Genomic DNA, 23834 nt, shown 5'->3' on the forward strand with positions numbered 1-23834 from the left:
CGTCCCCTACGCGTCCCGCAAGCCGATGCCGATCGCGGCCCTCGCCGCGTCGCTTTCGCTGCTGACGACCGGATAGGCGCAGTAATCGGCGGCGTAATAGGCGCTGGGGCGGTGATTGCCGGACCAGCCGATGCCGCCGAACGGCGCGTTGCTGGCGGCCCCGTTGGTGGGGCGGTTCCAATTGACCACGCCGGCGCGGATGTTGGCCCAGAAACGGTCGTAGAGCGCGGGCGTCTGGCTGACGAGGGCCGCCGACAGGCCGTAGCGGGTGTTGTTCGCCTCCGCGATCGCCGCATCGAAATCGGCGGTGCGGAACACCTGCAGGATCGGGCCGAACAGTTCCAGGTCCGGCCGCTCCGCCATGTTGGTGACGTCGATCATGGCGGGGGCGAGGAACGGCAGGCGGTCGTCGGGCCGCTCCAGATGGCGGATCGGGCGGCCGCCCCGCATCAGGAGCGACAGGAAGCTCTCGGTCAACTGGTCGGCGGCCTCGTTGTCGATCACGGGACCCATGAAGGGAGCGGGCGTGTCGTGCGGTGCGCCGACGATGATCCGCTGGCAGATGCGCCCGATCGCGTCGATCAGCCCGTCATAGAGCGAGTCCTGTACGATCAGGCGGCGGGCGGCGGTGCAGCGCTGGCCGGCGCTGGTGAAGGCGGATTGCACGACCAGCACCGCGGCGGTGTGGAGGTCGGGCGTGTCCCACACGACGATCGGGTTGTTGCCGCCCATTTCCAGCGCGAGGATCTTTTCCGGGCGGGTCGCGAACAGGCGGTTGAGCGCGATACCGGTGCGCGCTGAGCCGGTGAACAGCAGGCCGTCGATATCGCGGTGTTCGGCGAGCGCCTTACCCTCCGCCGGACCGCCGACGAGCAGGCGGACGGACGCCTCCGGGACGCCGGCCGCGTGGTAGCATTCCACGAGGAACCTGCCCGTGGCGGGGGTCTTTTCGGACGGCTTGAACACCACCGCGTTGCCGGCGATCAGCGCGGGGACGATGTGACCGTTGGGCAAATGCGCGGGGAAGTTGTACGGCCCCAGCACCGCGAGCACGCCGTGCGGCTTGTGACGCAGCGCGACGCGGGCCCCGGCGGCGGCTTCCATCCGGCGCTGCGCGGTGCGGTCGGCATAGGCGGTGGCGGAGATGTCGACCTTGGCGATCACCGACTCGACCTCGGTCCGCGCCTCCCACAGGGGCTTTCCGGTTTCGCGCGCGACGATGTCGACGAACGCGTCCTGACGCTGGCGGACGACGTTGGCGAAGCGGCGCATCGTCTCGATCCGGAACGCCAGCGGCTGCGCGGCCCAGCCGGCCCAGCCGGTGCGCGCCGCCGCCACCTCCGCATCGACGTCGCCGATGGGCAGCCGGGCCAGTTCGACGCCGGTCGCCGGTTCGAAGGAGATGATCTCGCTCATGCCCGCTCTATCGGCGCGTGCGAACTGCTAGGCAAGCGCGACGCCAAGCTCGCGCATCTGCTTGATCTTGGTGGCAAGCACGGTCCAGTCGTCGGCATCGGCGATACGCGCCCAGATCGCCTCCACCTCGTCGATCAGCATCGAACAGGGTTCGTCGGCCCAATAGTCGCCACGTGCCTTGCGCGGGGGGAAGGCGGCGGCGCGGCCGCGGACGTCCGCCCAGTCGTCGCCGTAGCTGTCGGGCAGGGGCGCAGCGAAGACATCGTGGAAGAAGCGGTCGAGCGGGTGGCCGGTCGCGCGCAACGTCGCCTCCACCGCCCGCACCAGCGCGCGATCGTCCGGCGTGCCGAGCGGGGTCAGGCCCATGCGCCACAGCACCGCCTCGACCAGCGCCTGCTGGAAGCGCGCGGAATAGCGCTCGACCGTCTCGACCAGCGCATCGCTCTCGGCGATCGGGCGGAGCGAGGCGGCGAGCTGCATGACGTTCCAGCCGATCGCCTCCGGCTGGCGGCCGAACGCGTAGAGGCCCTGATGGTCGAAATAGGCGGCGGTGAAGGCGGGGTCCCAGGTCGGCGCGAACCGCCACGGGCCGTAATCGAAGCTCTCCCCCGTGACGTTGATGTTGTCGGTGTTGAGCACGCCGTGGACGAAGCCCGCGGCCATATACTGCGCCGCCAGCGTCGCGGCGCGACCGACGACCAGGTCGAGCAGGCGCACCGGATCGCCCGGTTCCTCATCGAACAGGTTCGTCAGGGCATAGTCGGTCAGGCGGCGCAGGCCGTCGTCGTCGCGCAGATAGGCGAGCCGCTGGAAACTGCCGATGCGGATATGACCGTGGCTGAGCCGGACCATCACCGCCGAGCGCGTGGGGGACGGCTCGTCGCCGCGGTCCAGCTGCTCGCCCGTCTCGATCAGCGACAAGGTGGCGGATGTGGAGACGCCCAGCGCGGCCAGCATCTCGGTCGCCAGTATTTCGCGCACGCCGCCTTTCAGCGTCAGGCGGCCGTCGCCGAAGCGGCTCCATGGCGTCTGCCCCGATCCCTTGGTGCCGAGATCGACCAGCCGGCCGCGATCGTCGCGCATCTGGGCGGAGGTGAAGCCGCGCCCGTCGCCGAGATCGGGATTGTAGGTGCGGAACTGATGCCCGTGATAGCGCAGCGCCAGCGGTTGCGGCAGCGTATCGGGCAGCGGTACGAAGCGCCCGAAATGCGCGATCCATTCGTCGTCGCTCAGTCCCTCGAGGCCGACCGTGGCGGCGGCGCGATCGTTGCGGAAGCGCAGTCGTGTCTGCGGAAAGTCGGCGGCGGCGACCGGGTCGACGAAGGTCGGCCCGAGATCGAGCAGGGCGGCTTCGGGGCGATAGGCTTGCGTCACGGGCATGGCCCGATATGGGTGGCGCACACCGGGAGACGCAAGCATGGCCGCTTATACGAACGTCTATTGGTGGTCCGCCGACGGCGTTCGCCTGCATGCGCGCGATTACGGTGGCGGAGACGATGCGCCCCGGGATGGGCGTCCTCCCCTGCTGTGCATTCCCGGGCTGACGCGCAACGCCCGCGACTACAAGGCATTCGCGGAGGCGCATGCCGGCGAATGGCGGGTGATCGCGGTCAGCCTGCGCGGGCGCGGCGAGAGCGGCTACGCCAAGGACGCGATGAGCTATGTGCCGCTGACGTACATGCAGGATATCGAGGCGCTGCTGGTGGATCAGAAGATCGACCGGTTCGCGCTGGTCGGTACGTCGCTGGGCGGGATCGTCGGCATGTTGCTGGCGGGCGCGCGCGGCGGCCGGATCGCGGGCGCGCTCATCAACGATGTCGGGCCGGAGATCGACGCGGCGGGGCTGTCGCGCATCCGCGGCTATGTCGGCAAGGGGTCGAGCTGCCCGACCTGGCTGCACGCCGCGCGCACGGTGGCGGAGGCGAACCGCGATATCTATCCGGACTGGGGGCTGGAGGAGTGGCTGGCGATGGCCAAGCGGCTGTACCGGCTGACCAGCGCGGGCCGGATCGTGCTGGATTACGACCTGCGCATCGCCGAGCCGTTTCGCGTGCCGGGCGCGGAGAGCGGGCCGGACATGTGGTCGGCGCTGGCCGCGCTGGGCGACGCGCCGGTGCTGGTGATGCGCGGCGAGCGGTCCGACATCCTGTCGGGACCCGTGGCGGAGCGGATGATCGCGGCGCTGCCCGACGCGACGCTGGCGACGGTGCCGGGCATCGGCCACGCGCCGACACTGGCGGAGCCGGAGGCGGCGGCGCCGATCGCGGCGTGGCTGGAGCGGGTGCGGGTGCGTCCCGTCCCGTAATCCCTTTGAATAGGGCGGAACACGCGCCGGTCACGCCGCCGGTGTGTGCGGAGATCGGGATTGACGACAAAGGATTGCAGTGGAAGGTGAAACGCCTGCGGTGAACGGGCCGCCGGGAGGAGCCAGCATGCAATCCGGTACGATCGGCGAGGCGGAGGGCGATCGTCGGGTCCGGTCGATCCTGATCGTGGGTGGCGGCACCGCGGGGTGGATGACGGCGGCGGCGCTGGCGCATGCGATGCCGCGCGGATGCCGGATCACGCTGGTCGAATCGGAGGAGATCGGCACGGTCGGCGTCGGTGAGGCGACGATCCCGCCGATCCGGCTGTTCAACGAGACGCTGGGGATCGCAGAGGCGGACTTCCTGCGCGAGACGAAGGGCAGCTTCAAGCTGGGGATCGAGTTCGTCGACTGGGGGCGGCTGGGCCACCGGTATTTCCATCCGTTCGGCGGGTACGGGAAGCCGTTCGATCTGTTGCCGGTGCACCAGCACTGGCTGGCGGCGAGGGCGCAGGGATGCGCGGTGCCGCTGGACGATCTGTCGATGGCGTGGGGGGCGGCCAGCCGGAACCGCTTCGCGCCGCCGCTGGCCGATCCGCGCAGCGTCGCGTCGACGTTCGACTATGCCTATCACTTCGATGCCGGCCTCTATGCGGCGTTCCTGCGGCGCTATGCGGAGGCGCGCGGCGTCGTGCGCGTCGAGGGGCGGGTCGCCGATGTCGCGCTGGACGGAGAGGGCGGGCAGGTCGCGTCGGTGACGCTGGACGACGGGCGGATGCTGGCCGCCGACCTCTTCGTCGATTGCTCGGGATTTCGCGGCCTGTTGATCGAGGGTGCGCTCAAGACCGGCTATGAGGACTGGCGGCATTGGCTGCCCTGCGACCGGGCGGTGGCGATGCCGTGCGCGACGGGAGGCGACGGGTTCACGCCCTATACGCGGTCGACGGCGCGGGCAGCGGGATGGCAGTGGCGCATCCCGCTCCAGCACCGCACCGGCAACGGTTATGTCTATTGCAGCGAATATCTGTCGGACGACGAGGCGGCGGCGACGCTGGCGGCGAATCTCGACGGAGCGGCGCTCGGCGATGCGTGGCCACTGCGTTTCGCGACCGGGCGGCGGCGGCTGTTCTGGAAACGCAACGTGGTGGCGATCGGGCTGTCCAGCGGGTTCATGGAGCCGCTGGAGTCGACCAGCATCCATCTGATCCAGGCGGGCATCGCCAAGCTGCTGGCGCTGTTCCCGACGCGCGACATGGCGCCGATGCTGGTCGACGAATATAACCGCATCGCGATCACCGAATACGAGCGCATCCGCGACTTCCTGATCCTGCACTACACGCTGACCCAGCGCGACGATGCGCCGCTGTGGCGGTATTGCGCGAACATGGCGGTGCCGGACACGCTGGCGCTGAAGATCGCGCATTTCCGTGATTCCGGGCGGCTGATCGCGCGCGATATGGACCTGTTCGGGCCGGCGAGCTGGCTGGCGGTGCATGTCGGGCAATTCAACATGCCCGTGGGAGCCGACCCGCTGCTGGGCAACATGGCCGATCCGGGCGCGAGCAGGGATTTCGTGGAGCGGCTGGCGGCGGCGATCGCGGGAATGGCGGGGTCGATGCCGGTGCATCGCGACACGGTGGCGCGGATGGTCAGGTAAGGCTCTCTATGACCGACATGCGTGCGGCGCGGCCTTTCCCCAGGGAAAGGCAGAGTGGAGAGGTCCGCCGAGGAGGGACCCGGCGCGATTGATGATGCACATCGGCAACACAGGATGTTCATCCAACAATCGATTGCATGATTGATGTTGCAAACGATTTCAGCGCTGCTATCGAGCCTCTCGTCCGCGAGCCGGTAGAGCCGCGATGTCCAATAGAGGGGATACCGATGAAGATGCTCGCATTCCGTTCGTGCGTTTCGACGATCGCGCTGGTCGCGGCCGGTGTCGCACTGCCCGTCGCCGCCCAGACCGTCACGCCGGACGCCGCGGCCCAGGCCGACCCGACCGTGTCGCAGGCCGCCTCCGCCGGTGCGAACAGCGCGCAGGACGCCGCACCCGGCCAGATTCCCGACGCCGCGCAGGCGAGCGAGGACATCGTCGTCACCGCCACCGTCGGCGACCGATCCCGCTTCCGGACCTCGATCTCGGTGTCGCAGGTCAGCCAGGAGGCGATCCAGAACTTCACGCCGCGCTCCGAGGCCGAAGTGCTGCGCAACATCCCCGGCCTCCAGCCGAGCGACACCGCCGGCCCGGGCGGCAACGCCAATATCGGCGTGCGTGGCATTCCCGTGTCGACCGGCGGGTCCGAATATGTCGCGTTGCAGGAAGACGGCCTGCCGACCGTGCTGTTCGGCGACATCAACTTCGGCAACAACGACTACTGGATCCGCTTCGACCAGAATGTCAGCCGGGTCGAGGCGGTGCGCGGCGGATCGGCATCGACCTTCGCCAGCCAGGCACCGGGCGCGGTCGTCAACTACATCAGCAAGACCGGGGACAAGGAGGGCGGCCAGATCGCCTATTCCAACGGCCTGGGCTACCGCGAGCATCGCATCGATTTCGACTATGGCACGCCCGTCAGCGATACGCTGCGCTTCCACGTCGGCGGCTATGCCCGCAACGGCGGCGGCCTGACCAACGAGCGGTTCAACATCCTGCGCGGATACCAGATCAAGGGTAACGTCACCAAGGACTTCGCCGACAACAAGGGTTTCGTGCGGCTGTACTTCAAGCGGCTGGACGAGCAGGCGCCGACCAACACGACGACGCCGTCGCTGGCGAAGCTGGACGGCAACAAGGTCACCGGTTTCTCGCCGTTGCCGACGTTCGACGGTCGCGACGGATCGAGCTATTCGGTCTATAACCGCAGCTTCCAGTATCTGGATTACGACGGCGGCGGCGTGCGCCGCGCCGAAGTGCAGGGCATCGCGCCCAAGGTGACCAGCATCGGCGGTCAGGTCCATTACGTCCTGAACGATGCGATCACGATCGACGACACGATCCGCTATCAGTGGATCAAGGGCAATTTCACGACGCAGTTCATCAACGTCCAGCCGCTGAACGGTGCGGGCGGAGTGATCGGATCGACGGTCAACGGGCTGCTCGTGGGATCGGCGCGCTATGCCGCCGGGCCGAATGTCGGTCAGGTCTATACCGGCGCGTACGTGAACAATAATCCGAACATCAACACGTTGATGAAGGACATGGACAATTTCGCCAACAACCTGACGATCAGCGGCAAGCTGGACGTCGGCGGCGGCAAGATCACCGCGACCGGCGGCTTCTTCGCGATGCGCCAGAACATCGTGCAGGACTGGCACGTCAATCGCCAGATCAGCGAGCTGAACGGCGAGAATGCCGCGCCGCTCGACCTGTTCTCGATCACCGGGCAGCAGCTGACCGCCGCCGGACAGGCCGGTTTCAACGATAACTGGGGCACGTGCTGCTCGCGCCGGGTCGACCTGCAATACACCGATTACGCACCGTATCTGCAGGTCGGATACGAAACCGGCGGCCTGAACCTCGACGCGTCCGTCCGCTACGACAATGTCCACGGCGAGGGCACGGCACAGGGCGGCGTCGCGGGACCGAACACGCTGGTGCGCGACGCGCTCGGCACGGCGTCGATCCCGTCGCTGGTGCTGAGCCCGACGGTCGAGAAGATCGATTACAACGACGATTACGTCAGCTGGTCGGTGGGCGCGCTGTATGCGTTCGGCAGCCAGACCAGCATCTTCGCCCGCGCCAGCCGCGGCGGTCGCTTCAACGCGGACCGGCGCGTGCTGTCGGGCAATTTCAACGCCGACGGATCGCTCAACGGTCAGGGCAAGTCGACCTCGGTCAACTTCCTGAACCAGCAGGAAGTCGGCGTGAAGCAGCGCGGCGAGATCGGGGCGGGATCGTACACGGTCGAGATCACCGGGTTCCGTTCGACGCTGACGGAGAACAACTACGACTTCACGCGGATCAACAATCCCGCGCCGAACAACGATCCCAACATCTCGAACGGGTATCGTTCCTACGGCATCGAATTCACCAGCCGCCTGAACTACGGCAATTTCCATCTGGCGGTCGATGCGACCTATTCGAATTCGAAGATCACCGACAGCGCGACGGCGGCACTGGTCGGCAATCGTCCGGGTGGCCTGCCGGAGTTCCTGTACGTCGTGTCGCCGTCCTACGACGCCGGCCTGGTGGCGTTCGGCGTCAGCGTCAACGGGCAGACGGCGACCAGGTCGGACGACTTCAACCTGTACACGGTCACCGGATCGACCTTCGTCAACGGCTTCGTGACGGTGCGGCCGGTCGACAACATCGAACTGGGGCTGAACGTCAACAACCTGTTCGACAAGCTCGGCTTCCGGGGCGGCGGCACCGTCAATCCGCTGCTCTCGCCGACGCAGGGGGTGTTCAGCAACACGGCGCTGTACGGTCGCACGGTGACCGGCTCGATCCGCTACCGCTTCTGAGGTTTCCGTGCTGCCGGGCGGAGGTCCGCCTTCGCCCGGCATTTTCCGGTCAGAGTATACGATTGTAACGCAGACGACATTCGCGCGTCATCAAAGTCGCACGGAGGTGCAATGCCCCCGTCGCCAAGCATGATTAGGCGCATCCCCGACGGACCGATGTCCGGATCACGGGGAAAATACCAGAATGTCTGTCGATAACGAGCGGCTGTTGCGCCGCATATCCGATCGCCGCGAACTGCTGCGCAGTGCCGCCGGCCTGTCCATCCTGCCACTCGGCGCCGGCCTGTTGAGCGCCTGTGGCGAGGATGGCGCGGGCGCCACCGCCGATACCGCGATCACGACGAGTGCGTCGTCGCGCACCTCGACCGCGACCACCAGCTTCACGATCGCGGTGCTGCCCGATACGCAATTCTACTCGCGCTATGCGACGACGGACGAGAGCGAGCAGTTCCAGCGCAAATATGGCAGCACGCCGTTCGCCGCGCAGACGAAGTGGATCGCGGACAACGCTGCCGCCTACAATATCCCGTTCGTCATCCATCTGGGCGACGTGGTCGATCAGGTCGGCAAGCCCAACCAGTGGCGCATCGCCGATGCCGCGATGAAGCAGCTGGAGACGGCGCGCATCCCGTATTCGATCCTCGCGGGCAATCACGACGTCGTCACCGATTACGAATATCGCGGACCGTGGGACCAGTCGTCGGGCACCGACGCTCAGCGCAACCTCGGCGCGGAGCCGTACCTCCAGTGGTTTCCGAAAAGCCGCGCCGCGACGCAGGCGACGTTCCGCGAGCGCGACAGCAGCGGTTTCCACGAGGCGCATGTTTTCAAGGCGCACGGCGTCGAGTTCATGGTGCTGTCGCTGTCTTGGCGCATCTCGGATGCGGCGATCGCGTGGGCGCGCGACGTGATCCGGCGCAACCCGACGCTGCCCGTGATCCTGTCCAACCACCAGTTGCTTAACATCGACAAGGACGGCGTCAGCCCGCTCGAAACCGAATATGGCAAGATGCTGTGGGAGAAGCTGATCCGCGATACGGACCAGATCTTCATGACGCTGAACGGCCATCATCATGGCGCGGCTTGGCTGTCGAAGACCAACGACTTCGGCAATCAGGTCGAGGAGATGGTGGTCGATTACCAGATGGATTATCAGGGCGGCAACGCGCTGATGCGGCTGTACGAGATCGACTTCAGCGCGAACAGGATCGACGTCATGTCCTTCTCGCCCTGGGTCGTCCAGAAGCCGAAGAACACGCTGAACCAGTTTGATCGCGCGGTCCTGACCGAGGGCAACAACCAGTTCACGATCCCGATCAACTTCAAGAAGCGTTTCGCGGGCTTCCAGAAGTTCAGGCCGACGCTGGCGACGACGGGCGCGCCGATCCTGCCGGTGGTGAAGGCCAATCTGCTGAAGGATTACACCAATCCGGTGCCGCCGGTGATGACGCCGCCGCGCGACGCCAACGACTTCCCGGTCGTGCCGGACACCTACGCCCACTGGCGCGCGACCGGCGGCAAGGACGGGCAGGCGGTCGCGATCGGCGAAACGCTGGCCGATATCAGCGGCAACGGCTTCGACATGAAGCGCAATCCGCTGACCGGCCCGGCGCAGGTCGGCGACGTGATCTGGACCGACGACAAGCATTATCTGTCGTCCGCACCGGGCAGCCTGCGCTTCCTGAATTCGGACAAGGTGACAGGGCGGTGCAGCTCGTTCGCGACCGCGCCGGGGATGGGCGTCAACAACCGCAGCTTCTGGGATGGCTATACGGTCGAGGCGTTCATCAAGGTCGACGCGAACTGGACGCGGGAGAACCACCGCTGGTGCAACATCCTGGCGCGGATGGGCAATCGCGGCAATCTGCCGGGGTTCAGCGGCGGTGACCGCGAGGCGTCTTCGGTGCTGTTCGCGATCTCGTCGCTCCGTGAGGTGCAGTGGGAGATCGTCCCGGCCAGCAATTCCAGCCAGCCCAAGGCGAACTGGTCGGGCGAGATCATCCGCGACACATGGTACCACGTCGCGATCGTCAACGATCCGGCGACGAAGGACACGATCCTGTACGTCGAGGGCGCGCCGGTGCTGCGCAACGTCAACGGCACGACCGGCATCCGGTCGCAGAACGTCAACCAGCCCTGGGTGATCGGCGCGACGCACTGGGATGGCGCGATGGAGGACGGCTATTTCGGCCATATCGGCGAACTGCGCCTCGTCGGCCGCGCGCTGACCCCCGACCAGTGGCTGACCGCGCGCCGCAAGTAAGCCGGCGACGCACCCGAATTATTCCGGAGATTTGACATGAAGACCTTCACGCTCGCGCTCTCGCTTTCGGCGGCGCTCCTTCCGGCCGCGGCCGGTGCCCGGCAGTTTCAGGCCGGGGCCGACATCTTCACCGGCACCGGCACGTCCGACCGCTATGTCGGTCGTGGCGGCACGGTGCAGCCGTCCAACCGGGCGCTCGGCTCGGTCGCCGATGGCGGCTTCGATACGTTCGACAATTTCGGCTATTTCAACGGCTCGCTCGGCGGATTGACGCTGAACCGGCAGGTCGAATTGCGGTCGGACAATATCTATCGTTTCCTCGACAGCTTCACGAACACGAGCAATGCGACGGTCACGACGACGGTGTCGTTCTTCGGCAATCTGGGGTCGGACGGCGACGAACTGGTCGGCTACGATGCCGGCGGCCTGATGGTCAGTTGCGAGGGTGATGGCGCGGGGCTGTGCGTCGACGATGCGGTGCTGGCGCTGGTTTCGGGCAACACCGGCATGGGGCGTCAGGCGATCACGCCGAACTTCTACAATGCGACCTTCGACCTGACGGTGGGGGCCGGGCAGACCGTCAGCCTGCTGAACTACGCATTCCTCGCGCGCGACATCGACGGGCCGCTGGCGAGCGACGTGGCGCTCGCGACGCGGCATGGCCTGTCGCTGGTCGCGCGACCGGATGTGGTCGGGCTGAGCAAGGCGCAACTGGCGACGGTCGTGAACTTCTCCGCCGCCAGCATGGTGCCGGAACCGGCAAGCTGGGCGCTGATGATCGTCGGCATCGGCGGCGTCGGTGCAGGTCTGCGCCGCCGGGTGACACGGGTCCGCTTCGCCGCCTGAGCGATCGGGGGCGGCGCAGGACCGCCGCCCCCGCACGCCGTTCCCGAAATACCTCTGGATTCCAGCGCCTCCCTCATTCATCAGACAATTAGGGAGAGTGGCATGATCGAGGACTTCACGCGGCGCAGCGTCCTGGCGACCGGCGCGACGGCGGTATTGGCTTCGGCCGTGGCCGTTCCGGGCGACGCGCGGGCGGCGGAGACCGCAGCGCCGCGGTCGCGCGAGCGGCTGGCGGAGTGGCGCTTCCATCCGGGTCATGCCGCCGATCAGGAGCAGGATTTCGGCTTCGGCCGCAACCAGCGGACGTTCGCCAAGGCCGGCAACTCCACCGCCGACGCGGCGATGGCCAAGTTCGACGATGCGGCTTGGCAGGCGGTGCGCGTGCCGCACGACTGGGCGGTGGCGCTGCCCTTCGCCAGACCGGAGACGCCGGCGGGCAAGGACATGGAGGATGCCGCCGCCGCGCATGGCTTCAAGGCGATCGGGCGGGCATTCCCCGGCAACAGCATCGGCTGGTACCGTCGGACGATCGCGGTGACGGCGGCGGATCGTGGACGCCGGCTGTGGCTGGAGTTCGACGGCGTGTTCCGCGACTGTCTGGTGTTCGTCAACGGTCACATCGTCGGCCGGAACGAGAGCGGCTATGCGCCGTTCGCGGTCGCGATCGACGACTTCCTCGATTACGACGGCGGACCCAACATACTGGCGCTGCGCGTCGATGCGACGCTGGGCGAGGGCTGGTTCTACGAGGGGGCGGGGCTGTACCGCCATGTCGATCTGGTCCGCGCCGATCCGCTGCACATGCCACAATGGCATAGTGTGGTGCGCAGCGAGGTGGGCGCGGCCGGCGCGCGGGTGACCGCCGCGACCGAGGTGTTCAACAGCGGCGCGGCGGAGGCGTCGGGCACGCTGCGGCGCACGCTGATCGCGCCGGACGGGCGGACGGTGGCATTGCCGGACGCGACGTTCCGCGTTGCGCCGGGCGAGCGGATCACGCTGGACGCCGACGCTCGGGTGATCGCGCCGGTGTTGTGGTCGGTCGAGACGCCGAAGTTGTACCGGATGGCATGCGAAATCGTGGTGAGCGATCGGGTGATCGACGCCGACGAAACGCGGTTCGGCATCCGCACGCTGCGCTTCGATGCGGAGCGCGGGTTCCTGCTCAACGGGAAACCGGTGAAGCTGCTCGGCACCTGCAACCATCAGGATCATGCCGGCGTAGGCAGCGGCATCCCCGACGCGCTGCACGCGTTCCGGATCGCGCAATTGCAGTCGATGGGGTCGAACGCATGGCGCAGCGCGCACAACCCGCCGGCGGCGGCGCTGCTCGACCTGTGCGACGAGATGGGCATGCTGATGATCGTGGAGGCGCGGCTGAACAGCAGCGAGGAGGAGGCGATGGGCCAGCTCGACCGCATCCTGCGCCGCGACCGCAATCATCCGTGCGTGATCGCGTGGTCGCTGGGCAATGAGGAGCCGCAGCAGGGCACCGACAAGGGTGCGCGGGTGACGGCGGCGATGCAGGCGCATGTCCGCAAGCTGGACCCGACGCGGCCGACGACGTTCGCGTTCGACAATAGCTGGGATCGCGGCGCGGCGAAGGTCGTGGACGTGGTCGGGTTCAACTATCGCACCGACAAGATCGAGGGGTTCCACCAGAGCTTCCCGACCGTGCCGACCTACGGGTCCGAAACGGGCAGCACGGTCGCGACACGCGGAGCCTATGCCAACGATGCCGCGGCGCATGTCGTCCGCGCCTACGACACCGAGCATCCGTGGTGGGCATCGACCGCGGAGGCGTGGTGGACGATCGCGGCGACACGGCCGTATATCTCCGGCGGGTTCGTGTGGACCGGCTTCGACTATCGCGGCGAGCCGACGCCCTATGCGCAGTTTCCCAGCATCTCCAGCTACTTCGGCATTCTCGATACGTGCGGGTTCCCGAAGGACAATTTCTATTACTATCGCGCGTGGTGGCGGCCCGACGAGCCGCTGGTCCACCTGTTGCCGCACTGGACATGGCCGGGCCGCGAGGGTCAGCCAATCGAGGTGTGGGCGCATGGCAATTGCAAGGAGGTCGAGCTGCTGCTCAACGGCCGCTCGCTGGGGCGCAAGGCGATGCCGCGCAACGGCCATCTGGCGTGGAGCGTCCCCTATGCACCCGGCCGCATCGAGGCGCGCGGTTACAATAAGGGGCGCCGCGTCGCACGGTCCGTCCGCGAGACGGCGGGTCCGGCGGCGGCGGTGCGGCTGACGGCCGACCGGCGGATGACCAGAGCGGGCGGCGACGATGTCGCGATGCTGCGCGCGGAGGTGGTCGACGCGAAGGGGCGGCCGGTGCCGGACGCGGACCAGATGCTGCGCTTTTCGGTGCAGGGCGATGGCGCGATCATCGGCGTGGGCAACGGCAATCCGACCAGTCTGGAGGCGGATGTCGCGAGCGAGCGGCGGGCCTTCCACGGACTGGCGCAGGCGATATTGCGCGTCGGCAAGACGCCGGGGCCGATCCTCGCCACGGTGTCGGCCGGGGGATTGAAGGGCGATGCGGTCCGTATCGTCGCCCTGCGGGGAGTTTCCTGATGCGCCGTATGATGCTGGCCGCCGCACTGATCGCGTCCACCGCGCAGGCGGGGGAGCGTGCGCCGTTGCCGAAGGGCGGGCTCTATCTGGGCGGCGACCTGTCCTACGTGAACGAGATGGAGGATTGCGGGGCGGTGTACCGCGCGGGCGGCAAGCCGGTCGATCCGTTCGCGTTCCTGAAGGCGAAGGGCGGCAACATCGTCCGCGTGCGGCTGTGGAACGATGCGACGTGGACGAAGTACAGCGACTATCCGGACGTGCTGAAGACGATCCGCCGCGCAAAGGCGGCGGGCATGCAGGTGCTGCTCGACTTCCATTATTCGGACGACTGGGCGGACGGCGGCAAGCAACTGACGCCGAAAGCGTGGGAGGGGCTGTCGACGGAGGCGCAGGCGAAGGCGCTGCACGATTTCACCCGCGACACGCTGCTGCGGCTGGACCGCGACGGCGCGATGCCGGAGATGGTGCAGGTCGGCAACGAGACGAACCCGGAACTGCTCGGCGGCAAGGAGACGGTGCCGATCGATTGGGCGCGCAACGCCGCGCTGTTCAACGCGGGGATCAGGGCGGTGCGGGAGGTCGGCAAGACCGCGTCGATCGACCCACGCGTGATGCTGCACATCGCCCAGCCCGAACATGTCCTGCCGTGGTTCACCGCGGCGAAGGCGGCGGGTGTGACCGGTTACGACATCATCGGCATCAGCTATTATACGAGATGGTCGAAATACTCGCTGCCGCAACTGAAGCAGACGATCGCGTCGGCGAAGGCGCGGTTCGGCGCGGACGTGATCGTCGTCGAGACGGGATATCCGTTCACGCTGGAGGCGGGGGATACGGCGAAGAACCTGCTCGGCACCGATGCGCTGGTGAAGGGCTATCCGGCGACGCCGGCCGGACAGCGCAGGTTCATGATCGACCTGACGCAGCTGACCGTCGATGCCGGCGGGATCGGCATGGTCTATTGGGAGCCCAACTGGGTCTCGACCCGATGCGGGACGCGGTGGGGCAACGGCTCCGACTGGGAGAACGCCGCGTGGTTCGACCTGAAGCGAACCGGAGCGCTGCCGGTGTTCGACTGGCTGGGGCATAAGTACCGCCGGCGGTGATTTTCGCTCCTCCCCTGCAAGGGGAGGTGGCGCGGAGCGCCGGAGGGGTGACACCGCCGGCGTGGACACCCCTCCGTCAGCCCTGACGGGCTGCCACCTCCCCCTGCAGGGGAGGAATGAGGGATGGAGGCTAGCCTAAGGTCAGTTCAATGCGGCGTTTCGACGCCGTGTGGTTTTGGCCATTTCGAAGAGCATCACCAGCGATACACGCGATCAGGCGTGTAGGATGGCCAACGCCCTCAAATCGCGCCCGTCGCGGTATAGACGTGCATCCATCGCGGCGCTGCGGCATTAGAATGGGCACATGTTCGTGCTGCTCCTCGTCGCGCTCCTGGGGAGCTGCATCGTACCGCTGTCGGCGCGGTATGTGGGGAAGGGCGCGGGGTTCATCGTCGCGCTGTTGCCGTTCGGGCTGGCCGCGGCCTTCGTCGCCTATGCGCCGGTCGTGGAGCGCGGCTGGGTACGGGGCGAGGGAGTGTCGTGGGCACCGTCGCTGGGGCTGGACCTGACGCTGAGGCTGGACGGGTTCTCGTTCCTGTTCTGCCTGCTCATCACCGGCATCGGCGGGCTCGTCGCGATCTATGCGGGCGGGTATCTGACCGACAAGCCGAAGGCGGAGCGGTCGCGGTTCTTCACGCTGATCCTGCTGTTCATGACGGCGATGCTCGGCACCGTGCTGGCCGACAACATGCTGTTGCTGATCGTGTTCTGGGAGGCGACGAGCATCCTGTCGTTCCTGCTGATCGGGTTCGACAGCCGCAGCGCGCGGTCGCGCAGGGCGGCGATCATGGCGTTGCAGGTGACGGCGGGCGGCGGCCTCGCGCTGGTCGCGGCGGCGGCGATGATCGCGCAGGTGACGGGAAGCTGGTCGCTGGCGGCGGTGGCGGGCAACGCGCCCGCGATCGTCGCCAGCCCGTACGGCGTCGCGATCATCCTGTGCGTCATGGTCGCCGCCTTCACAAAATCGGCGCAGTTCCCGTTCCATTTCTGGCTGCCGAACGCGATGCAGGCGCCGACCCCGGCATCCGCGTTCCTCCATTCGGCGACGATGGTGAAGCTGGGCATCTATCTGCTCGCCCGGTTCGAGCCGGTGATCGCGGCGACGTGGTGGGGGCGCACGACGCTCATCACGGTCGCGTGCATCACGATGGCGGTCGCATCGGTGCAGGCGTTGCGCGCGGCCAGCTTCAAGTCGGCGCTGGCCTATTCGACGATGGCGTCGCTCGGCATCCTCGTATTGCTGGTCGGGCTGGACGGGCCGGCGGCGACGGTGGCGATGATCGGGTTCCTGCTGGCGCACGCGATCTACAAGGCGGCGTTGTTCTTCTGCGCCGGATCGGTGCTGCACGCGACCGGCACCGGGACGCTGCGGTCGCTGGGTGGCCTTGCGCGCAAGCTGCCGATGACGGCGATCGCCTGTACCGGCGCGAGCCTGTCGATGGCCGGCATCCCCCCGTTTCTGGGCTTCATCTCCAAGGAGTTCCTGTTCGAGGCGCAGCTGGAAAGCAGTTGGGAGCTGATCCCGCTCGCCGTCGCGGTGCTGGTCAATGCCGTGATGGTCGGCGTCGCCGGCGTGGTGACCTTGCGGCCGTTCTTCCTGAAGCCGGTCAGGCCGGTGAAGGTCGAACACCGCGAGAGCGTGTCGCTGTTCATGCCGCCGCTGTTGCTGGCGCTGGCGGGCCTGACGATCAGCCTCGACCCCGACTGGATCACGCGCGTCGCGATCCGGCCGGCGGTGGCGGCGGTATATGGCCGCGCGGTGCCGGTCGACGTCGCCGTGTGGCATGGCTGGACGCCGATGCTCGCGCTCAGCCTGGTGGTGGTGACGATCGGCGTCGCGATCATCCGCTGGTGGGCGCCGATCCACGTCTTCCTGCGCGACAGCTACCTGATCGAGGAGATCGGGCTGGAGCGGCTGTGGGAGATGACCGTGCGCGGCCTGTTGCGGGCCAGCGCCGCCGTCACCGGCTGGGTCGAGCATGGCGACCTGCGCCGCTATGTCGTGACGACGGCGGTGGCGCTGGTCGGGCTGGTGCTCTGGTCGCTGGGGATGGCCGGCGCGGCGATCCGCTGGCCCGTGGCAGAGGCGATCCGGCCGGCGGAGGCGCTGGTCGCGCTGATCGGGGTCGGCGGTGCGGTGGCGGCGGTGCGGGCGCGCAATCTGCTGACGACGATGGTCGCGGTCGGAATCACTGGCTTCGCGGTCGCGATCACCTTCATGGTCAACGGCGCGCCCGATCTGGCGATCACGCAGTTCACGGTCGAGGCACTGCTGGTCGTCCTGCTGACCGCATTGCTGCTGGCGGTGCCGCTGGATGCCGCGCGCAGCCGCCGCCCCCGCCAGCGGGCAGGCGATGCGGCGATCGCGGCGGGCTTCGCGGCGGTAATGTTCGTGGCGATGGTCGACATGACGGGGGCCGGGCATCCCACGCCCGCTGCCGACTGGTTCGGGCGGATGAGCTATGTCGCGGGCAAGGGGCTGAACGTCGTCAACGTCATCCTCGTCGATTTCCGCGGGTTCGATACGCTCGGCGAGACGACGGTGATCGCGGTCGCCGCGCTGCTCGGGGCGTCGCTCCTGCGGTCCCGCCGGACCGAGCCGCAACCGCGTCAGGCGGTGCATTACAGCTTCGCCGCGGCCAGCGGGCCGTTGTTCTGGCTGCTGATCGTCGCCTCGGTGGTGATCCTGTGGCGCGGACACGACCAGCCGGGCGGCGGTTTCGTCGGCGGGCTGGTCGCGGCGCTGGCGTTCGCGGTGTTCGCCCTCGCGCGCGGGGTCCGCCCGGCGGAGGACCGGCTGCGCGTGCGGCCGACGACTTTGGTCGCGACCGGGCTGTTGCTCGCGATCGTCAGCGGATTGCCGGGGATGATCGGCGGCGGGCCGTTCCTGTCGCAATTATGGTGGGAGCCGCCCGCCGGCGTGCCGCTGCCCAAGCTGGGGACGACGATCGCGTTCGATCTGGGCGTGTTTCTCGTCGTGCTGGGCGCGGTGCTGACCTTCCTGTTCGGTTTGCGGCGGGAGGGGGCGCGATGACGATCCTCTATGCGTTCTGCGCCGCCGCGATCATGGGCGCGGCGCTGTACATGGTCCTGTCCCGCAATCTGGTCCGCATCCTGCTGGGGCTGGCCCTGTTGTCGACGGGCGTGAACGTGATGCTCTTCGTCGCGGGCGATTTCAGCAGCCGGCAGCCGCCGTTGATCCGCGCCGGCGAAAAGGCGCTGGGCGAGGCGGCCGATCCGCTGGCGCAGGCGCTGATCCTGACGGCGATCGTGATCGGGTTCGCGCTGACCGTGGTGCTGGCGACGATCGTCGTCACCGGCTGGCGATCGTCCGGGTCGCTCGACGCACGCGATCTGGACGCGGCGGAGCAGCCGGACGATCCCGAGATCCGGGAGCCGCACGCTGACTGACGCATGGCTCCTGTTCGCACCCGTCGGGGTGCCGATGCTGGGTGCGGGGATCGCCGCGCTGCTGCGTCGCCGCGCCGGCGTGGCGGAGGCGGTGTCGCTGACCGCGCACGGGATCGTGCTGGTCGGCGCGTTGCTGCTGTTCGGGCGCGCGACGCAGGACGGGCCGCTGGCGGTAACGGTGTTCGGCGGCTGGCCGGCGGGGATCGGCGTCGGCTTTTCCGCGCGGTTGCCGGGGGCGGCTCTGGTGCTGGTCGGCGCGCTGATCGCGTTCGCGGGCGCGGTGTTCGGGCATGCGGCGATCGGGCCACGACGGCGGCGAGCGGGGTATGACGCGCTGATGCTGGCGTTGCTGGCGGCGGTGAACGGCGCGTTCCTGACGACCGATCTGTTCAACCTGTACGTCTGGTTCGAACTCGCGCTGCTCGCCGCGCTGGGGCTGGTGACGCTCGACCGGCGGCAGACGCAGATCGGCGGCGCGATCCGCTACGCCGCGTTCGGGATGCTGGGCGCGACGGCGATCCTCGCGGGCATCGCGATCCTGTACGGCGTGGCGGGGACGCTCGATCTGGCGACGCTGGCGCGATTGCTGGGCGGTCAGGCGCCCAGCGTCGCGACCGCGGCGGCGGCGGCATTGCTGCTCGGCGGGCTGGCGTTGAAATCCGGGCTGGTGCCGTTCCACGTCTGGCTGCCGTCCTCCTATGCCGCCGCGCCGCTTCCGGCGGCGGCGGTGTTCGCCGGGTTGCTGACCAAGATGGGCTTCTACGCGCTGCTCGTCGTCTTTGCAGGCGTTTTCGGGGTGGCGGGGGTGTCCGGCCCGGGCGCGACGTTCCTGACGCCGGCGCTGCGCGCGATCGCGGCGGCGACGATGCTGCTGTGCGCGCTGTCGGCCCTGGCGCAGACCGATATGCGACGGCTGATCGGCTATCACGTGGTCGCACAGGTCGGGTACATGGCGGCCGGGCTGTCGGTGGCGACGCCGGCCGGGGTCGAGGCGGCGGTATTCTACATGATCCATTCGATGATCGTGCAGGCGAACCTGTTCTTCGGGCTGGGCGCGATCCACCGTGCCACGGGAAGCTGGAACCTGCGTGGCACGGGCGGGATGATCCGGTCCAACCCGCTGTTCGCGTTCCTGTTCGCGGTGCCGATGCTGTCGCTGGCGGGCATTCCGCCACTATCGGGATTCTGGGCGAAGTTGCTGGTGGTGCGCGGCGCGTTCGAGGGCGGGCAGGCGTGGCTGGCGGTGGCGGCGCTGGTCGCGGCGCTGCTGACGATCGTGTCGGTCGCGGGTCTATGGTCGGAGGCGTGCTGGAAATCGCTGAAGGGGCGGCGGGTGCGGCGCGTGCCGTGGTCGATGCTGGCGGGGATGGCGATCCTGTCCGCCGCGACGCTGGCGATCGGCCTGCTGCCGGAGCGGGTCGCCATCGTCGCGAAGCTGTCGGCGGCGGCGCTGGCGCGGATGGGCGGGGCGTGATGCGAAAGGTCTTCGCCCTCATCGCGCTGCTCGTCAGCTTCGTCGTCGACCTGCTGCTATCGTCGTTCGCGGTCGCGCGGATCGTGCTGGCCCCGCGCATCCGCACGCATCCCGCGATCGTGGCGATGCCGGTGCGGGTGACGCAGCCCTGGGCGATCGCGCTGCTGGCGTGCTTCACCTCGCTGACGCCGGGATCGACATGCCTGCAAGTGTCGGAGGATCGGCGGACACTGTATCTGCACCTGCTCGACGGGCGCGATCCGGAGGCGAGCATCGCGAAGTTCCGGCGCGTGTATGAGCGGCATCTGCTGGAGCTGGAGCGATGAGCGATATCGTCGACTGGCTGGAACTGCCGCTGGTCGCCGCATTGGCGCTGGCCGGGTGGCGGATGGTGCGCGGGCCGAGCGCGGCGGACCGATTCGTCGCGTTCGACATGCTGACGGCGGTGGCGGTCGGTTTCGCGGCGCTGACGGCGGTGGCGACCGGGCGGGCGGCGTTTCTCGACGTGGCGCTGGGGCTGGCGCTGGTCAATTTCGTCGCGACGGCGGCGTTCGCGCTGTTCCTCGAACGCAACGACGGAGCGGGGGAATGATCGCCAAGCTGCTGATGGCGCTGGGCGTCCTGTTCCTGCTGATCGCGGCGATCGGCGTCATCCGCCTGCCCGACGCGCTGCAACGGATGCACAGCGCGACCAAGGCGGGGACGCTGGGCACCGCGCTGACCGTCGCGGGCGCGGTGGTGGCGTTGCGCGGCGAGGGAGCGGGCACGGGCGCGCTGGCGGTGCTGTTCCTGCTCGTCACGCTGCCGATCGGCGCGCAGTTGCTGGGGCGGGCGGCGTACCGATCTGGCACGACGCTGAAGGGGATCGAGCACGATGCGTTGGCGGACGATCGTGCGGGGTCGGACACGAGCAGCGTTGACCGCGCCGACCGCGATATCTAGTCAGACCATATGATGGGAGGCCGGCATCGGACCCCCGATCCGGAGAGAGACACCCGCATGGCCATGGCACCCACGTCCCACGCTGCGACCACCGGCGCGACCGCCGCCGGGGGCGGCGACGGCAAAAGCTACCGTTCCGCCCTGACGCTGCTCGCCAGCCTGTTCTTCATGTGGGGCTTCATCACGGTCATCAACAACACGCTGCTGCCGCATCTGCGCAGCGTGTTCGACCTGGATTACACCCAGACGACGCTGATCGAATCGGTGTGGTTCATCGCGTACTTCTTCGCGTCGATCCCGTCGGCTAAGCTGATCGAGCGGATCGGGTACCAGAAATCGCTCGTCACCGGCCTGCTCGTCATGGCGGCGGGTGCGCTCGGCATGGTGCTGGCGGCCAGCATCCCGTCCTACGGCGTGACTTTGGTCATGCTGTTCGTGATCGCCAGCGGCATCACGCTGCTGCAGGTCGCCGCCAATCCGTATGTCGCGGTCGTCGGCCCGCCGGAGACGGCGTCGTCGCGCCTCAATCTGGTGCAGGCGCTGAACTCGCTCGGCACGATGCTCGCGCCGTCGTTCGGTGCGTATCTGATCCTCGGCCGCTCGGTCGGCGGCACGGCGAAGGCGGACACCGTGCTGACCCCGGCGCAGCGGCTGGCCGACGCGCAGTCGGTGATCCTGCCCTATGTGCTGGTCGCGATCGTGCTGGTCGTGCTGGCGGTGGTCATCGCGCGCTTCCCGCTGCCGGCGATGGGATCGTCGACCAGCCGCGCCGCCAAGGCGGATCGCAAGAACCACTCGCTGTGGAAGCATCGCAACCTCGTCTTCGGCATTCCCGCGATCTTCATCTACCTGATCGCGGAGATCGGCGTCGCCAACCTGTTCGTGAACTTCGTCAGCCAGCCCAACATCGCCAACCTGACGCACGAGCAGGCGGGCAATTACCTGACCTTCCTGTGGGGCGGCATGATGGTCGGCCGCTTCGTCGGCTCCGCGATTATGCAGAAGGTGCGGGCGGAAACATTGCTGGCGGTGTTCGCAGTCGGCGCGTTCGTCGTCATGCTCGTGTCGGTGTTCACGACCGGTCACGTGGCGATGTGGGCGCTGATCTCGGTCGGGCTGTTCCACTCGATCATGTTCCCGACGATCTTCACGCTCGGCATCAAGGGCCTGGGCCCGCTGACGGAAGAGGGCTCCGGCCTGCTCATCATGGCGATCGCCGGTGGCGCGCTGGTGGTCGTTCAGGGCAAGCTGGCCGACCTGTATGGCTTGCAGACCTCGTTCCTGCTGACCGCCGCGTGCGAACTGTATATCCTTTTTTACGCACTGTGGGGATCGAAGGCGACGCATGCGTTGCCGGACCAGCAGCCCGTAGAAGCCGCCGAATGAGGGCGCCGCCCGGTTGCAGAATCGGGCGCGCTACCATATGTCGGACTAAATATCAGAACAGGCAGATGACGACATGGACGTGATGGACCGCACGGGCTTTCGCTCGATCACCGCAGCCACCGGCGAACCCGCCGGCGAGCCGCTCGCGACGCACAGCGTGACGGATGTCGAGGCCGTCTGCGCCGCGGCGGAAGCGGCGTTCGACACGTACCGGTCGATCGACAACGAGGCGCGCGCCGCGTTTCTGGAGAAGATCGGCGAGGAGATCGTCGCGCTCGGCGATACGCTGATCGAAACCGCCTGTCGCGAGAGCGGCCTGCCGCGTCCGCGGATCGAGGGCGAGCGCGGGCGGACCGTCGGCCAGCTCAAGCTGTTCGCCGGCGTCGTCCGTCGCGGCGGCTGGATGGGCCTGCGCATCGATCCGGCGATGCCCGATCGCGCGCCGCTGCCCCGCCCCGACCTGCGCCTGCGGATGATCCCGCTCGGCCCGGTGGCGGTGTTCGGCGCGTCGAACTTCCCGCTCGCCTTCTCGACCGCGGGCGGCGACACCGCCTCCGCTCTCGCCGCCGGCTGTCCGGTGGTGGTGAAGGGTCATCCCGCGCATCCGGCGACGGGCGAACTGGTCGCGTCCGCGATCCGCGCCGCCGTCAAGGCGTGCGGCCTGCCCGAGGGTGTGTTCGGTCACCTCGTCGGCCCCGGCAACGAGCTGGGTCAGGCGCTGGTGCAGGACCCGCGCATCACCGCGGTCGGCTTCACCGGGTCACGCGGCGGCGGGCTTGCGCTCGTCAAGCTGGCGCAGGCGCGTGAGGTGCCGATCCCCGTCTACGCCGAAATGTCGAGCATCAATCCCGTCGTGCTCTGCCCGGCCGCCCTGTCGGCGCGTGGCGCGGCGCTGGGAACCGCCTTCGTCGGATCGCTGACGATGGGCGCGGGTCAGTTTTGCACCAACCCCGGTCTGGTGCTGGCGGTCGACGGCGAGGGGCTGGACGCGTTCGTGTCCGCCGCCGCCGAGGCGCTGACGCAGGCCGAGCCGCAGACGATGCTGACCGGCGGTATCCACGCCGCGTACGAGCGCGGGGTCGAGGATCTGTCCAGCCACGACAAGGTCGAGACGGTCGCGCGCGGCAAGGTGGGCGAGGGCGTCGCCCGCGGTCAGGCCGCGTTCTTCCAGACCGACGCGCAGGCGTTCCTCGCGGATGCGGCGCTGGGGCATGAGGTGTTCGGCGCGTCGTCGGTGCTGGTCCGCTGTCGCGATGCCGACGAGCTCGCCGCCGTGCTGAAGGCGGCGGAGGGTCAGCTCACCGCGACGATCCACATGGACGAGGCGGACACCGATTTCGCGGCGAAGCTGGTGCCGGTGCTGGAGCGGAAGGCCGGTCGCATCCTCGCGAACGGCTGGCCGACCGGTGTCGAGGTGGCGCACGCGATGGTGCATGGCGGGCCGTTCCCGGCGACCTCGGACGGGCGCACGACCTCGGTCGGCAGCCTGGCGATCGATCGCTTCCTGCGGCCGGTCAGCTACCAGAATCTGAGCGCGGCGTTGCTGCCGGCGGTGCTGCGCGACGGTGGCGCGGGCGATGCGCCGGTGTTGCTGGACGGGACGCTTGTGGCCGGCTCGGCCAGCTGAGGGACCTTTAG

17 protein-coding genes are annotated in these 23834 nt (G+C 68.3%); 15 read left to right on the forward strand and 2 right to left on the reverse strand.

Translation table 11 applies throughout. The features are described 5' to 3' along the window. Window positions 1-6 precede the first annotated feature (6 nt). Together astD and ASG07_RS01670 are read right to left on the reverse strand one after the other, a co-directional pair. Window positions 7-1416: a succinylglutamate-semialdehyde dehydrogenase gene (gene astD, locus ASG07_RS01665; RefSeq protein ID WP_055841270.1), complete on the reverse strand. Its 1410-nt coding sequence runs from the start codon at window positions 1414-1416 to the stop codon at window positions 7-9. Between the two features lie 27 nt (window positions 1417-1443). Then, entirely contained in the window at window positions 1444-2796 is a 1353-nt protein-coding gene (locus ASG07_RS01670) for a protein adenylyltransferase SelO family protein (RefSeq protein WP_055841272.1), read from the reverse strand. 37 nt (window positions 2797-2833) lie between these two features. Between ASG07_RS01670 and ASG07_RS01675 the strand changes: the two genes are divergently transcribed. From ASG07_RS01675 to ASG07_RS01745, 15 genes are all read left to right on the forward strand, one after another. After that, the gene (locus ASG07_RS01675) at window positions 2834-3721 is read left to right on the forward strand and encodes an alpha/beta fold hydrolase (RefSeq protein ID WP_055841275.1); all 888 of its coding nucleotides are present in this window, start codon (window positions 2834-2836) and stop codon (window positions 3719-3721) included. Window positions 3722-3848: 127 nt separating this feature from the next. Continuing rightward, window positions 3849-5378: a tryptophan halogenase family protein gene (locus ASG07_RS01680; protein WP_055842832.1), complete on the forward strand. Its 1530-nt coding sequence runs from the start codon at window positions 3849-3851 to the stop codon at window positions 5376-5378. Between the two features lie 227 nt (window positions 5379-5605). Further along, entirely contained in the window at window positions 5606-8188 is a 2583-nt protein-coding gene (locus ASG07_RS01685) for a TonB-dependent receptor (RefSeq protein ID WP_055841278.1), read from the forward strand. Window positions 8189-8372: 184 nt separating this feature from the next. After that, entirely contained in the window at window positions 8373-10451 is a 2079-nt protein-coding gene (locus tag ASG07_RS01690) for a LamG-like jellyroll fold domain-containing protein (RefSeq protein WP_055841280.1), read from the forward strand. 36 nt (window positions 10452-10487) lie between these two features. Then, window positions 10488-11297 (forward strand): PEPxxWA-CTERM sorting domain-containing protein, encoded by an 810-nt coding sequence (locus tag ASG07_RS17740; RefSeq protein ID WP_055841283.1) that lies wholly within the window; start codon window positions 10488-10490, stop codon window positions 11295-11297. A 102-nt stretch (window positions 11298-11399) separates the two neighbouring features. Next, window positions 11400-13877 carry a beta-galactosidase GalA gene (gene galA, locus ASG07_RS01700; protein WP_055841286.1) on the forward strand — a complete coding sequence of 826 codons (2478 nt, stop codon included), beginning with the start codon at window positions 11400-11402 and terminating at the stop codon, window positions 13875-13877. Next, window positions 13877-14983, forward strand: coding sequence for a glycoside hydrolase family 53 protein (locus ASG07_RS01705; protein ID WP_082474420.1), 1107 nt, complete (start codon window positions 13877-13879; stop codon window positions 14981-14983). The genes galA and ASG07_RS01705 overlap by 1 nt, the downstream gene beginning before the upstream one ends. Before the next feature lie 304 nt (window positions 14984-15287). After that, window positions 15288-18017 (forward strand): hydrogen gas-evolving membrane-bound hydrogenase subunit E, encoded by a 2730-nt coding sequence (gene mbhE / locus ASG07_RS01710; RefSeq protein ID WP_055841289.1) that lies wholly within the window; start codon window positions 15288-15290, stop codon window positions 18015-18017. After that, window positions 18014-18394: a sodium:proton antiporter gene (locus ASG07_RS01715; RefSeq protein ID WP_055841293.1), complete on the forward strand. Its 381-nt coding sequence runs from the start codon at window positions 18014-18016 to the stop codon at window positions 18392-18394. Before mbhE ends, ASG07_RS01715 begins: the two co-directional genes overlap by 4 nt. 34 nt (window positions 18395-18428) lie before the next feature. Next, the gene (locus ASG07_RS01720; protein ID WP_082474421.1) at window positions 18429-19868 is read left to right on the forward strand and encodes a proton-conducting transporter transmembrane domain-containing protein; all 1440 of its coding nucleotides are present in this window, start codon (window positions 18429-18431) and stop codon (window positions 19866-19868) included. Further along, window positions 19868-20194: a Na+/H+ antiporter subunit E gene (locus ASG07_RS01725; protein ID WP_055841298.1), complete on the forward strand. Its 327-nt coding sequence runs from the start codon at window positions 19868-19870 to the stop codon at window positions 20192-20194. The genes ASG07_RS01720 and ASG07_RS01725 overlap by 1 nt, the downstream gene beginning before the upstream one ends. Next, complete coding sequence (locus ASG07_RS01730; protein WP_055841301.1) at window positions 20191-20460, forward strand: monovalent cation/H+ antiporter complex subunit F; 270 nt, start codon at window positions 20191-20193, stop codon at window positions 20458-20460. Before ASG07_RS01725 ends, ASG07_RS01730 begins: the two co-directional genes overlap by 4 nt. Continuing rightward, window positions 20457-20810, forward strand: a complete 354-nt coding sequence (mnhG, locus tag ASG07_RS01735) for a monovalent cation/H(+) antiporter subunit G (protein WP_055841304.1) — start codon at window positions 20457-20459, stop codon at window positions 20808-20810. Before ASG07_RS01730 ends, mnhG begins: the two co-directional genes overlap by 4 nt. Before the next feature lie 63 nt (window positions 20811-20873). Then, window positions 20874-22196 carry a sugar MFS transporter gene (locus ASG07_RS01740; protein ID WP_443024584.1) on the forward strand — a complete coding sequence of 441 codons (1323 nt, stop codon included), beginning with the start codon at window positions 20874-20876 and terminating at the stop codon, window positions 22194-22196. Between the two features lie 73 nt (window positions 22197-22269). Continuing rightward, on the forward strand, window positions 22270-23823 hold the full coding sequence (locus ASG07_RS01745; protein WP_055841311.1) for an aldehyde dehydrogenase (NADP(+)): 1554 nt from the start codon (window positions 22270-22272) through the stop codon (window positions 23821-23823). The last annotated feature ends 11 nt before the right edge of the window (window positions 23824-23834 follow it).

The organism is Sphingomonas sp. Leaf343 (assembly GCF_001423765.1).
Classification (GTDB): Bacteria; Pseudomonadota; Alphaproteobacteria; order Sphingomonadales; family Sphingomonadaceae; genus Sphingomonas.